The organism is Undibacterium sp. Ji22W (genome assembly GCF_049340305.1).
In the GTDB taxonomy this organism is placed as follows: domain Bacteria; phylum Pseudomonadota; class Gammaproteobacteria; order Burkholderiales; family Burkholderiaceae_D; genus Undibacterium.
Genome location: NZ_JBMPOU010000002.1, coordinates 551845 through 564693, shown reverse-complemented (window position 1 = coordinate 564693; position 12849 = coordinate 551845). Strand labels below are relative to the sequence as shown.

Below are 12849 nucleotides of genomic sequence, written 5' to 3'. Positions count from 1 at the left end.
TTGAAGAGCGAAGTTTAATAAATGCAAAACAGAAAAAACGATTATTTCATCACGGGCACCGATACTGAAATCGGTAAGACGTTTACCACGTCAGCTTTGTTGCGCGCCTTTGCCAAGCAGGGCAATTCGACATTAGGGCTAAAACCGATTGCTTCTGGCGCCGAAGAGATCGATGGTGTTTTGCATAATGAAGATGTCGATAGTTTAGTCGCAGCATCAAGCATCAAAGCGCCACAGGAAATCGTTGTGCCGTATTTAATGCGAACACCAGCAGCACCACATATCGTTGCGGCGATGGAAAGCGTAAAGATGGATGTGCAGCACATTCAGTACTGCTACCAACAAGCGCAGCAATTAGCAGACGTGGTTTTGGTCGAAGGCGTAGGCGGATTTTGTGTGCCTTTAGATGATGAAACCAGTACCGTCGACTTGGCGCAGCGTTTGGCCTTGCCGGTAATTTTAGTAGTTGGTATGCGTCTCGGTTGCATTAATCATGCATTATTGACGGCGCAAGCAATCAACGCGAGTGGGCTACGTTTGGCGGGCTGGGTGGCGAATACGGTTGATACAGATATGAAGTTTTTTGAAGAAAATGTGCAGGCGCTGAAACAGCGTTTAGATGCACCTTGCCTAGCTGTGATACCTCGTTTAGCTTTCAATGAGATTGAGCAAGCGAGCCAGTATTTAGATTTGAATTTATTGAAGTGAAGGAAATGAACATGGAACACATGGAACAAGCGGTCGATAACGCAAAAGCTAAAGAGACAGTGCAAGGCATACAGTTTCACGCACCAGTGAAAGCCATCGAAGCGGAAACCTGGCCGGTTGACGATGTGATGGCATTGTTTGATTTGCCTTTTAATGATTTGATGTTCAAGGCACAGGTTCTGCATCGTGAAAACTTTCCGAATGCCGACGTGGAACTGGCGACTTTGCTGTCGATTAAGACTGGTGGCTGCGAAGAAGATTGTGGTTATTGTCCGCAAGCAGCACGCTACGATACTGGCGTTGAAGCGAAGAAATTGATGGACGTACGCGAAGTATTGAGCGCAGCCAAAGCCGCCCGCGAAAGTGGCGCAACCCGTTTCTGCATGGGCGCAGCATGGCGCTCGCCAAAAGATCGTGACATGGAAAAAGTCGAAACCATGGTGCGTGAAGTTAAAGCCATGGGTTTAGAAACTTGTGCGACCTTGGGCATGCTCAAAGAAGAACAAGCGCAGCGTTTGAAAGATGCTGGCCTCGATTACTACAACCACAATCTCGATACCGCACCTGAGTTTTACGACAACGTGATTTCCACACGCGACTACCAAGACCGTCTCGATACCTTGGGTCACGTGCGTACCGCAGGTTTAAAAGTATGCTGCGGCGGTATCGTCGGTATGGGTGAAACACGTCGTCAACGTGCTGGCTTGATCGCACAATTGGCGAACTTGAATCCGTATCCAGAATCAGTACCGGTGAATCATCTGGTGCAAGTGGAAGGCACGCCTTTACATGGCCTTGACCCACTAGATCCTTTGGAGTTCGTACGTACGATCGCGGTAGCACGCATCACGATGCCGAAAGCACGCGTTCGTTTATCTGCAGGCCGTCGTCAAATGGGCGAAGCGGTACAAGCGATGTGTTTCTTGGCTGGCGCGAATTCGATTTTCTACGGCGACAAATTGTTGACGACCGATAATCCAGAAGCGGAAGACGATAAAGTTTTGTTAGAAAAATTAGGTTTGAAGACGCGTGGTGTGGTGGAGAAAAAAGCGGGAAATTGCGGCTAATTATGGCTAAGTGATACGGCTATTCCCGGATATTAAAAGAACTAGTTCAGAAAACGACGAAAGAAAGACAAAAATCATGTTTAGCAAAATCCTCATCGCCAATCGTGGCGAAATTGCTTGCCGTGTTGCGGCCACTGCGCGTCGCATGGGTATTAAAACGGTGGCGGTATATTCCGAAGCCGATGCCAATGCCAAGCATGTGGCGGTGTGTGATGAAGCGGTCTTGATTGGCCCTGCGCCAGCGAAAGAAAGTTATCTGCGCGCCGATAAAATTATCGAGGTCGCGTTGGCGACCGGCGCACAAGCGATCCATCCTGGCTATGGTTTCTTGTCTGAGAACAGCGAGTTTGCGAATGCCTGCGCCAAAGCAGGCATCGCATTTATTGGCCCACCAGCTTCTGCGATTGAAGCGATGGGCAGTAAATCTGCAGCAAAATCCTTAATGGAAAAAGCCAATGTGCCTTTAGTACCTGGCTATCACGGCGACAATCAAGATCCTGATTTCTTACAAACGGAAGCAGATCGCATCGGCTATCCTGTATTGTTAAAAGCCAGTGCTGGTGGTGGTGGCAAAGGCATGCGCGTGATTGAAAAGTCGGCTGACTTCAAAGATGGTTTAGCTTCCTGCAAACGCGAAGCGATCAATTCTTTCGGCGACGATAAAGTCCTTGCTGAAAAATATTTGCAGCGTCCACGCCATATTGAGATTCAAGTGTTTGCCGACACACATGGTAATTGCGTTTACTTGTTCGAGCGTGATTGCTCAGTACAACGTCGTCACCAAAAAGTTTTAGAAGAAGCACCAGCCCCAGGCATGACGGCAGAACGTCGCGCAGCGATGGGCGAGGCTGCGGTCGCAGCAGCGAAGGCGGTCGGTTATGTTGGTGCAGGTACGGTCGAGTTCATTGCCAATCAAGACGGTTCTTTCTACTTCATGGAAATGAATACGCGTCTGCAGGTTGAGCATCCAGTCACCGAGATGATCACGGGTACTGATTTGGTGGAGTGGCAATTGCGCGTCGCTGCTGGTGAACAATTACCTTTGCAACAATCTGAACTGCAGATTCACGGACACGCGATTGAAGCACGTGTGTATGCAGAAAACCCAGAAAAAGGTTTCTTACCTTCGATTGGTACTTTGCGTCATGCACGGACGCCAAGCGCCGTCAATTTCGAACTCGGTGGTTCACCAGATCCGGCATCATTCAGAATAGATAGCGGCGTACGTGAAGGCGATACGATTTCCCCTTTCTACGATCCTATGATCGCGAAGATGATCGTTTGGGGGAAAGACAGAACAGAAGCCTTGGCGCGCATGGCACAAGCTTTGTCTCAATATCAAATTGTCGGTTTGAATTCGAATATCGCTTTCTTATCACGTTTGATTACTAGCCAAGCATTCTCAACTGCGGATTTGGATACCGGTTTGATTGAACGTAATCAAGACGCATTATTCCCGACACCAGCACCAGCGAGTTTGCATGCGTTGTCCTTTGCCGCAGTGGCATTGATTAGTGCAGAAAATACTGGTGGCAGCGATCCTTGGCAAAGCAATCAAGGCTGGCGTATGAATACGCAAATGCAACGTGGTTTGCAATTTGTGGAAGAACATCAAACGCATGCAGTGCAAGTAACTTACACGAAAGACGCTTGGGTAATTGCAGCGAATGGCAGTAGCCAATCGGTACGACTTGTACGTCAACATGCAAATGACTATGTGTTGGCAATCGCTGATCAAACTGTTACCGCGACGGTAGTGCGCGATGGCGAACATTTCCACGTCTTTAGTCAAGGTGTGCATACCGATTTGCATTACAACGACGTATTGGCGCATGCAGGAGAAGCCGAAGCGGAAGGCGGACGTTTAACTGCACCAATGCCAGGTAAGATCGTTGCGGTGGTGGTCAAGAATGGTCAGGAAGTCAAAAAGGGCGAAGCCTTATTGATCATGGAAGCGATGAAGATGGAACACACGATCTCCGCGCCGCATGATGGTGTGGTGGAAGAAGTCTTGTACGCGGTAGGTGATCAAGTGACTGAAGGTGCGCCGTTGTTGAATTTTAAGCAGTGAGTTTTCTCCCCTCGCCCGCAAGCGGGAGAGGGGCAGGGGTGAGGGTGGTTCAGGCTAGCTGCAAACTCTAAGAATATGTTGAAATTTTTTAGACGGTAATAGAGCATCATAAAATTTTCTTGATCAACCACCCTCATCCCTAACCCAACATGACAAATTCGCCGCTTGCGGGAGAAGGGAATAAAAAGCGAAGGCGATAATGGAAAACATTTCTCCCCACCATCCGCAACAGATCCCCGAAGATCTCAAAGCGTATGCACGAGAAATGCGTAAAGCTATGCCAGATGCGGAGCAACTGCTGTGGTGTTTGCTTAGGAATAGAAGAGTCGCAGGAGCAAAGTTTCGCAGGCAGCATCCCGTTGGTCGTTATATTCTCGATTTTTATTGTGTAGAAAAGAAGCTAGCGGTAGAACTAGATGGTGGTCAACATAGTGAGCAACAGACTTATGATCAACACCGCGAGGTATATTTAAAGCAACAAGGTATTGAGGTTCTACGATTCTGGAACAATCAAATGCTGTTAGAAACCGAGGCAGTCCTAGAAGTGATTTATTCAAAGATCACCAAATAAACCCCTCGGCCGCAAGCGGGAGTGGGGCAGTCTCGTAGGGCGGTTGCAACCCGCGCTGCTCAGGTGCTTGAAAGTTCGGCGGCGCGGGTTGCACCCGCCCTACAATTTGGCTTAATCATTCATTTGTTTCTCCAATCGGGTAAATGAAAACATGAACATAATTTATTACGCAGCAGGTGCCAATCCTGAAGTTTGGTTAAACGCTTTTCACCACTATCTTCCCGAGGCGACTATTCGAATTTGGGAAGAGGGCGATAACGCGCCAGCCGATTATGCGCTGGTGTGGAAGCCACCCGCAGCCATGTTGCGTGGACGCACCGATTTGAAAGCGATCTTTAATCTCGGTGCTGGCGTCGATGCGATTTTGCAGCTGGCTGATAATTTACCGCAAGGCGTCCCCTTGATCCGTGTCGATGACGCTGGCATGGGGGTGCAGATGGCGGAATATGTTAGTCACGCCGTGTTGCGCTATTTCCGCCGCTTTGATGAATACGATGCGCTGCAAGCCGACAAGCAATGGCGCCCTTTGCCACCGCATCGTAAAGAAGATTTTAGTATTGGTATTTTAGGGCTCGGTGTTCTCGGCCATTGCATCATTGACGGATTGCGTAGTTTCGGTTTTCCGCTGCTAGGTTGGAGTCGTTCCGCAAAGCAGATTGAAGGCGTGCAATGCTTTCATGGCGACGATGGCTTGGATGCCTTCTTAAGTCAAACCAAAGCCTTGGTCTTGATTTTGCCATTGACCAAAGAGACCGAAAACTTGATGGATAAAGCCAAGCTGGCAAAGTTAAAACAAGGCGCGTATATCGTGAATGTCGCCCGTGGCGCGCACATCGTAGAAGACGATTTATTGGCACTGATACAGCAAGGCCATATCGCAGGTGCGACACTCGACGTGTTCCGCGAAGAACCATTACCGCCTACGCATCCATTCTGGAATGAAAAACGCATCCACATCACACCGCATATTTCTGCACTGACGGTGCGCGAGGAAAGCGCGAAACAAATTGCTAATAAGATCGCCGCTTTGCAGCGCGGTGAGTCTGTTATCGGCTTGGTTGATCAAAGTAAGGGATATTAAGAATGAACACACCAATGAACACACAAGCGAGTTTGCCTAAACAAGTCAAGATCGTTGAAGTTGGCCCACGAGATGGATTGCAAAATGAAAAAGAAACCATTTCCGCTGAGGTCAAAATCGAGCTAGTGAATCGTTTGACACAGGCCGGTTTTGTGAACATCGAAGCGGCCTCCTTTGTCTCGCCGAAATGGGTGCCGCAAATGGCGACCTCGACTGAAGTGATGGCGGGTATCACACGCAAAGCGGGCGTCATCTATTCCGCTTTGACACCGAACATGAAAGGCTTTGAAGCCGCTTTAACAGCAGGTGCAGATGAAGTCGTGATTTTTAGTTCGGCGTCCGAAGCCTTTGCACAAAAGAATATCAATTGCTCGATCGCGGAATCGATAGAGCGTTTCCGCGATGTTGCGGCTGCGGCGAAACAACATGGCCTGCGTTTGCGTGGCAGTATCAGTTGCTCCTTTGGTTGTCCCTATCAAGGTGAGGTCACCCCAGAGCAAGTTGCCGATGTAGTGAAACTGATGCGCGATCTCGGCTGCGATGAAATCGATATCGCCGATACGATAGGCGTTGGCACCCCGCGTCATGTGCAAACCGTGATGCAACGCGTCGCACAAGAATTTCCTATCGCGCAAATTTCTGGCCATTTTCATGATACCTACGGTCAGGCATTGGCGAACATTTATGCCTGTATGGAAGTTGGTGTTAGCATTTTCCATTCTTCCGTTGCGGGTCTCGGTGGTTGCCCGTACGCCAAAGGTGCGACTGGCAATGTTTCGACCGAAGATGTACTGTTCATGATGCAGGGATTGGGTGTCGAAACCGGCATTGATCTGAATGCTGTGGTCGATGCTGGTCAATTCATTTCCCAACACTTGGGACGTAAAGCAGTGAGTCGTGCAGGTAATGCGATCGCGGCCAAACGCGTTTCTTAATTGTTCACGTGCTGAAATTATTTTCTTCCTCGCCTAATCTGGGCGAACTCGCGGTTGGTAAGGACAATAATTTCAATTTGTTGCGCTTACTGGCGGCGTTTGCTGTCTTGTTCAGTCATAGCTTCGCCATGCTCAGTCAGCCTGAGCCTTTTGCCGCCAGTGTGGGTAAAAACCTCGGCGCAATGGCGGTTGATGTCTTCTTTGTCACCAGTGGTTTTTTGGTTTGTGCGAGTTTGATGCGTAGCCGAAATGCATTGGATTATTTGCGGGCGCGCGCGTTTCGAATTTTTCCCGCCTTATGGGTGATGCTGGTGTTCAGCGTTTTCATCTTGGGAGCTGGTTTTAGTCGGCTTGATTTCGCGAGCTATCTGCATGAGACCCAGACTTGGCGTTATTTTTTGAAAAATGCGGTCTTGATGGGCGGCGTGGAATTTTACTTGCCTGGCATGTTTGAACAAAACAATCTGACGGGCGTAGTGAATGGCTCACTTTGGAGCATGATCTATGAGCTGAGTATGTATGTTTTATTGCTGCTCTCGTGTTCTGCCTATTTTTATGCGTCGAAATTTCGCTCGCATGCTGTGGCTTTGACCGTCGCACTCGTGATGTTTTTTTGTGCTTGGTTTGTGTCGGATCGCTTTTATTTGTTAGCGCATGGTGAGTTGCTGCGATTTGTCTGGTTCTTTTCTATTGCTAGCGTTTTTTATTGGATACGTCATCGAGTGCCGATGTCAGGAACAATTGTCGCAGGTATAGGCGTTGTGAGTTTGGTCGCATTGAGTATCAGTCGCCATGCGTTTTTGATCGTGTATTACCTTGCTTTACCCTACGTACTCTTCTACCTGGCTTATGTGCCCGCTGGAAAGATCCGTGCATTCAATCGCTTCGGCGATTATTCCTATGGTGTGTATTTATATGCATTCCCTTTGCAACAAGCTTTGCTTGTTTGCTACTCTGGCTGGACTGTGGCAACGCTTGCCATCAGCGCCGGCGTGTTGACTTTGATGTGTGCGATATGTTCTTGGCACTGGATAGAACAACCGGTATTGGCCCTGCGCTCACGTTCTCGCTAAGTACGCCCAGCGGTATTCACCGAAAATTTTTACCGGAAAATTTTTCTAATCGATCAGAAAATTCTAGTTAAAATGCACAGCACTTTCTGCAATCTTACGAATCTTCGGCAGAATTAATTTAATCAATCATAGAGGGACTCATCATGGCAATGGATGTAATCGATTATCAAATTTTTGGCGACGACATGCAATTCGTAGAAATTGAACTCGATCCGCGTGAAGCTGTGGTGGGTGAAGCTGGTTCTATGTTTTACATGGAAGATCAGATCCAGATGGAAACTATCTTCGGCGATGGTTCTGCTTCTCAAGGTGGCTTGCTCGGTTCGCTGATGGGCGCAGGTAAGCGCTTGTTGACGGGTGAATCCTTGTTCACGACGGTGTACACGAATCAGGGTTCGATCAAGCGTAAGGTAGCGTTTGGAGCGCCATATCCCGGGCGAATTATTCCTATGCATTTGGATCAATTGGGAGGCACTCTGCTGTGTCAAAAAGATGCCTTCCTGTGTGCCGCGAAGGGTGTGTCTTTGGGGATTGCTTTTCAAAAACGCTTAGGTGCGGGCTTCTTTGGTGGTGAAGGATTTATTCTGCAAAAACTGGAAGGCGATGGACTGGCTTTTGTTCATGCTGGCGGTGCCTTGATTGCAAAAGATTTACAGCCAGGTGAAACTTTGCGTGTTGATACAGGTTGTGTGGTGGCATTCACCAGCAATGTTGATTTCGATATTCAATTTGTCGGTGGCGTGAAAACCGCCTTGTTCGGTGGCGAAGGAATTTTCTTCACGACCCTGCGTGGCCCGGGCAAAGTTTGGTTGCAGTCCTTGCCGTTGGCGCGTATGGCGAACCGGATTGTGGGCGCTTCCAAGATGGGAGGTAGTCGAGGTGGAGAAGAGGGTTCAGTTTTAGGTGGTTTAGGAAATCTGTTTGAGCGGGATTAGATTTCTAAACGGGGTTTTTTAGCGTCGAACTAAATAACGGTCAGTTAACTACAAATTGTACCCAATCACGAAAACGAGGTTTGATTTTGGTTGCTGGGTAGTAACTGGCCAATCCACAGGGCTCAACGACGGTGGAAAAGCAAAGCCGAACGTGCGTATTTCAGATGCATAAGGTGCTTTCATGATGAGCTTCTTTTAAGCGCTTAAGTCGTATTCTGTGTTTGGTGATGTTAACTTTCACTGGTTGGAGTTGGAACTTTCACAATCCAAAGATACGGACCATGCTGTTCAATTTCTTTAAATCCCAAACGTTGATACAAACGACGAGCTGGATTGTTCAGTTCTACATGGGCTGTTAATCGTTGATTGGTATTGTTTGCTTCATCAATTAAATTTCTTAATAGATAGCTGCCAATACCGTGCTGACAATGCGCCGACAAAATTAAGATATCGACGATCAGTATTTCTTGCTGTCCACGTTCAACGTAGAGACGACCTATCACTTCATCGTTAAGCAAAATGAGTTCATACGAGGCGTTCGGATAATGCGTTTGGTAGTGCTGATGTTGCGCATTGAATTGCATTTGTAAAAACTGCGCACTTTGTTCAGCCGTGAAAGGGAAATGCTGCATTTCTTGAGCGCGAGAATCTGCATACATTGCCTTCAATTGCGGCATGTCATTGGCTGTAATGCCACGCAAGCGCAATGAATTCAACATCACAGTTTGATGTTCAGGTGCTGCAGGTATGGATGAAGATAGTGCAGTCATTTATCCCAATACAATTGCGTGTTGTTGCGGTTGATTCACTTGCGCATTGCCTATTTGATTGACCAAGACCTTAAATGAACCGATAGTCGATTGAAAAAAATCGTGGATCTCATTTGGATTTGCGCCCCTTTTTTTTGCGACAAAAATCTCTAGTGCTGCGTAAATTAAATAATGCTTCGTAGCGAATTCGATTACGATTATGCGTCGCCCGCAATGACCAAAGAAAATGTTTGCTGCCTTTGGTTGATGTTTGCCGGTGCAATGGCTCCAATTGTAGTGACGGTTTTCAAAACGAATGAGGTGTCAATTTCTGAATTCTAGCGCACTTTAAATGCGCTAATAATGACTCAATAAATATGTTGTGGTGTTGCAATTTCAGAGGTCAAGATAACTTAAAGTAAGGCGGAATATGGTTTGAGTTGATTGATGTAAGTCAAGGAAATACAGACGCAAATATTTGGTAATGCACAAAAAATCTCACAGAGATTTTGTAAGGAAAACGTCCGAAGTACACGCTATCTATCAGACCATTAGGTCCTTTTCAAAAAGCCATGCGCTGAACAGCGTTCACCACATCTCTAGGCGGAAAACTGACCGCCAAACGCTTGAGTTCATCTTCGGGCCGCATGCGATTTCGCGACAGTGAATAAAGAGTAGTGGTTAGTGTCAGCATGCCAAGCAGTAAACCCGTTTTCGCCAATTTTGGAATTAAGGCGCACGCCCTTCTCAAAAATATTCAACAATAATCAATAGCAATACAAGAGCCCCAAATTTTTCGCCGAAATAGAGAGACCTTACGTGTAAATTTACATGCTAGGGCAGGCAGAGCGTGTTGACATTGCGTTTGGCCAATGTGTGTTCCGCAAGATGTCGGGTAGCAAAGAGTACTTCTCGCCGCTTGATTATGTGCGGTATTCGATGCGAGGTTGTCAATTGTGCGTTTTGACAGAAATCCTTTTGGTCTGGTTAGTTTGTTTGTCCGTACGCACAAATCTAATGCCGTGCACATGTCATGCACATGCCTTGCAAGTGAGGCGAGTGTCGTATTTCTAATTAAATAGGACTTGATAAAACATAAGAGGTTCATTGTTGACTGTCACCGGCGGATTGCGTGGTGCCTGTACGGGAGACATCGCCCAATATTGCCGACCTAGCTGTGGATGATCGATGTGGTAGTTATCTTGCGTCAAAAGAGGAGACGCTGGTGCAGAGAAAATTAAGGCCATGGGCATGCGAAACTCAGTCGGCATGCCTCGGCCCGGAAGTTCACTCGCTTCAATCAGACGAAGTTCTACTGTACCGACTGAGGTATGAGCAATAAAACTGGTATTGAGTATTTGTTGTGCTTGCGTAAATGTAAGTGACATGAAAAATCCTTGTGAACTAAAATTTATTTTAAGAATAGTAACAAAAATATGCTGTAATGCTATTTATTGTGCGATGTTTTACTGACGATTTGCAAGACCTGTGCCACCTTTGCGCAACTCCCGGCAATTTGCCGTCGCGCGAGCTTTCGGTATCTAAATTGATTTTACTGTCAGAGATTCGAGTGTTTTCCAGCCTTAGGATTCCATTTTTGCATTGGTGAGCACTAGTCCCGAGACTGCAGTATTTATTCATGCCATCGGTGAATGACGAATTGCTTGATGGTGGATCAAGGCTCACAAAACTCAGGTGTCGGCGATGTTAATACGCGCATATTGGCAAGGATTTCAATTTCGATTATCCATGGCACAAAACTCGCTTGTTCAGAGAAATAGTGTTTTGGTCGAGCCAAAGTAGATACGATTAGTCGATACAGTTTGACGCATGCTTGTTGCGTTTCGCAGAAAGAAAAACCGCGAATAACAAATAACCAGCAAACTTTCGCAGGCAACCTGAAAACACTCTTGGCAGTTACCGATCTTGGATTAATCGTCCAAATGCCTGATCCCGCTTCAGTTTTAATTCAGAAGGAATTGAGATTAATGTCATCTGCAACCCACTTGAAATTGCCATTGACTTTTGATGTACTGCGCCTCCAGGAGGACCTTGCGCGCGCAGCTACATCGAACTGGATACGTCATTTCAATACCCGTGATTATGTAAAAGAGTGGTCATGTATTTCTCTACGTTCGGTTGATGGGCGTACTGATCATATTCTTCCTCTGGATAACGCCAATTTTCAAGACACGGAAATTTTGAGGCAATGCCCCTATTTTCAGCATGTGATCGCGCAATTCGCCTGTGAGAAAACGTCGATACGCTTGATGTCGCTGGAGGCTGGTGGAGAAATAAAAGAGCATCGCGATCAGGGAACTTCTTTTGAGGATGGCATCACACGTTTGCATATCCCGATTCAAACTACACCTCAAGTGTTGTTTCGCCTGGATGGAACTGAGGTACATTTTTCGGCAGGTGATACGTGGTATTTGAACGCAAACTGCTTACATGGTGTGCGCAACCAAAGTCAGCAAGCGCGCGTCCATTTGATGCTCGATTGCGTCAGTAACGATTGGTTGCAACAGCTATTTCTTGAGTCCGGATGGATTGCTCCCGAGGCAGCGCGTTATCCTGACCCGAATATAAACGATGCCAATGTCGCTGAGGTTGTTGCAGCACTTCGTCGGGGTGGACAACCTTCAGCGCTGTTAATGGCGAACGAACTTGAAGCGATTGCTGCTCTGACTCTTGCTCCTTGAGTCTTGAGGCAGCAATGGAGGATCGCTATTGATCTCGCAATCCCAGTCAAAAAAGCTGGCATGTCAATTGCTTAGTAATCTTTACTAAAAATAACATCCAGAAGTCAATTTAATTTAAAAATACCTTTTTTACATAAAAAGAAATAAAATTAATAGTGTTTTTTGCTTGTATTTTTAGAAGTCAAAAGCAAGCGCTTGCACAATGCGCTTTTTATTGCAGTACTAACTCCAAGGAGATGAAATGGAAGCATTTATGGGCACGGTTTTGCCAGTGGCGTTTAATTATCCGCCACGTGGCTGGTTGTTTTGTAACGGTCAAACAATACCGATTTCACAAAACTCTGCAATGTTTGCTTTGCTCGGCACGATGTACGGGGGCGACGGACAAGTTACCTTCGGCATCCCCGATTTGCGCGGGCGTGTGGTCGTTGGCTCTCAAGGAGCGGGACCCGGAATTTCAAATGTATCGCAGGGTGAAAAAGCAGGAGTAAATAGCGTCACGGTGATCGCGAATGGCAATGTTTCATTTACACTCAATACCGCAAATTTACCTGCACATAATCATCCTGCCACTGTCAGTTTTAATCCATTTAATGCCTCAACTCAAATTACCGTCGGGTCTGCAACCACAGGTGGATTGACTGCTGCTGCAAATAATGGCGGATTGACTGCTACCGGCGCAGGCACTACCGGTGCGGCAATTTATCTGCCAGCGGGAACTTCACCAACAAACCCCGTGAATCTTGGCGGTGTTTCTACATCTGTGAGCGGAAGTGGTACTGTGGCAACACAGAATACTGGTAGCGGCACACCAGTGACAGCACCATTTACGACTTCTAGTTTGGTTTCAGTGATGCAACCTTACCTTGGTTTAAACTACATCATAGCGATGGAAGGCATTTTCCCGTCAAGAAATTGATAGCGCGGGTAAGCTAAAGAAAGCCAGTGTCGATAAGG

General features: G+C 47.0%; 12 protein-coding genes. 10 read left to right on the top strand and 2 right to left on the bottom strand.

Annotated features, from left to right (window positions below; genetic code table 11):
• Positions 1–21 precede the first annotated feature (21 nt).
• From bioD to ACO0KW_RS09300, 8 genes are all read left to right on the top strand, one after another.
• On the top strand, positions 22–708 hold the full coding sequence (bioD, locus tag ACO0KW_RS09335; RefSeq protein WP_423052804.1) for a dethiobiotin synthase: 687 nt from the start codon (positions 22–24) through the stop codon (positions 706–708).
• Between the two features lie 20 nt (positions 709–728).
• Positions 729–1775, top strand: a complete 1047-nt coding sequence (gene bioB, locus ACO0KW_RS09330; RefSeq protein ID WP_423053458.1) for a biotin synthase BioB — start codon at positions 729–731, stop codon at positions 1773–1775.
• Positions 1776–1851: 76 nt separating this feature from the next.
• Entirely contained in the window at positions 1852–3846 is a 1995-nt protein-coding gene (locus ACO0KW_RS09325; RefSeq protein WP_423052803.1) for an acetyl/propionyl/methylcrotonyl-CoA carboxylase subunit alpha, read from the top strand.
• 199 nt (positions 3847–4045) lie between these two features.
• Positions 4046–4417 carry an endonuclease domain-containing protein gene (locus tag ACO0KW_RS09320; protein ID WP_423052802.1) on the top strand — a complete coding sequence of 124 codons (372 nt, stop codon included), beginning with the start codon at positions 4046–4048 and terminating at the stop codon, positions 4415–4417.
• A 151-nt stretch (positions 4418–4568) separates the two neighbouring features.
• Entirely contained in the window at positions 4569–5498 is a 930-nt protein-coding gene (locus ACO0KW_RS09315; protein WP_423052801.1) for a 2-hydroxyacid dehydrogenase, read from the top strand.
• Between the two features lie 2 nt (positions 5499–5500).
• Positions 5501–6433, top strand: coding sequence for a hydroxymethylglutaryl-CoA lyase (locus ACO0KW_RS09310; protein WP_423052800.1), 933 nt, complete (start codon positions 5501–5503; stop codon positions 6431–6433).
• Between the two features lie 8 nt (positions 6434–6441).
• A complete protein-coding gene (locus tag ACO0KW_RS09305) occupies positions 6442–7506 on the top strand; it encodes an acyltransferase family protein (RefSeq protein ID WP_423052799.1) in 1065 nt (354 codons plus the stop codon).
• Positions 7507–7649: 143 nt separating this feature from the next.
• Positions 7650–8441: a TIGR00266 family protein gene (locus ACO0KW_RS09300; RefSeq protein ID WP_423052798.1), complete on the top strand. Its 792-nt coding sequence runs from the start codon at positions 7650–7652 to the stop codon at positions 8439–8441.
• A 230-nt stretch (positions 8442–8671) separates the two neighbouring features.
• On the opposite strand, the gene ACO0KW_RS09295 is transcribed toward ACO0KW_RS09300, so the two are convergent.
• Both ACO0KW_RS09295 and ACO0KW_RS09290 read right to left on the bottom strand, forming a co-directional pair.
• On the bottom strand, positions 8672–9211 hold the full coding sequence (locus ACO0KW_RS09295; protein ID WP_423052797.1) for a GNAT family N-acetyltransferase: 540 nt from the start codon (positions 9209–9211) through the stop codon (positions 8672–8674).
• A gap of 1049 nt (positions 9212–10260) precedes the next feature.
• Positions 10261–10578, bottom strand: a complete 318-nt coding sequence (locus ACO0KW_RS09290; RefSeq protein WP_423052796.1) for a DUF6916 family protein — start codon at positions 10576–10578, stop codon at positions 10261–10263.
• A 600-nt stretch (positions 10579–11178) separates the two neighbouring features.
• Here ACO0KW_RS09290 and ACO0KW_RS09285 point away from each other — a divergent pair.
• Both ACO0KW_RS09285 and ACO0KW_RS09280 read left to right on the top strand, forming a co-directional pair.
• Entirely contained in the window at positions 11179–11892 is a 714-nt protein-coding gene (locus ACO0KW_RS09285; RefSeq protein WP_423052795.1) for an aspartyl/asparaginyl beta-hydroxylase domain-containing protein, read from the top strand.
• Between the two features lie 241 nt (positions 11893–12133).
• Positions 12134–12811 carry a phage tail protein gene (locus tag ACO0KW_RS09280; RefSeq protein WP_423052794.1) on the top strand — a complete coding sequence of 226 codons (678 nt, stop codon included), beginning with the start codon at positions 12134–12136 and terminating at the stop codon, positions 12809–12811.
• Positions 12812–12849: the final 38 nt, after the last annotated feature.

Excerpts from the sequence above, each read along its gene's own strand:
- bioB (WP_423053458.1), top strand. The coding sequence starts at position 729 with ATGGAACAAGCGGTCGATAACGCAAAAGCTAAAGAGACAGTGCAAGGC.
- ACO0KW_RS09320 (WP_423052802.1), top strand. The coding sequence starts at position 4,046 with ATGGAAAACATTTCTCCCCACCATCCGCAACAGATCCCCGAAGATCTC.
- ACO0KW_RS09280 (WP_423052794.1), top strand. The coding sequence starts at position 12,134 with ATGGAAGCATTTATGGGCACGGTTTTGCCAGTGGCGTTTAATTATCCG.
- ACO0KW_RS09295 (WP_423052797.1), bottom strand. The coding sequence starts at position 9,211 with ATGACTGCACTATCTTCATCCATACCTGCAGCACCTGAACATCAAACT.
- ACO0KW_RS09310 (WP_423052800.1), top strand. The coding sequence starts at position 5,501 with ATGAACACACCAATGAACACACAAGCGAGTTTGCCTAAACAAGTCAAG.
- ACO0KW_RS09325 (WP_423052803.1), top strand. The coding sequence starts at position 1,852 with ATGTTTAGCAAAATCCTCATCGCCAATCGTGGCGAAATTGCTTGCCGT.
- ACO0KW_RS09315 (WP_423052801.1), top strand. The coding sequence starts at position 4,569 with ATGAACATAATTTATTACGCAGCAGGTGCCAATCCTGAAGTTTGGTTA.
- ACO0KW_RS09300 (WP_423052798.1), top strand. The coding sequence starts at position 7,650 with ATGGCAATGGATGTAATCGATTATCAAATTTTTGGCGACGACATGCAA.
- ACO0KW_RS09285 (WP_423052795.1), top strand. The coding sequence starts at position 11,179 with ATGTCATCTGCAACCCACTTGAAATTGCCATTGACTTTTGATGTACTG.
- bioD (WP_423052804.1), top strand. The coding sequence starts at position 22 with ATGCAAAACAGAAAAAACGATTATTTCATCACGGGCACCGATACTGAA.
- ACO0KW_RS09290 (WP_423052796.1), bottom strand. The coding sequence starts at position 10,578 with ATGTCACTTACATTTACGCAAGCACAACAAATACTCAATACCAGTTTT.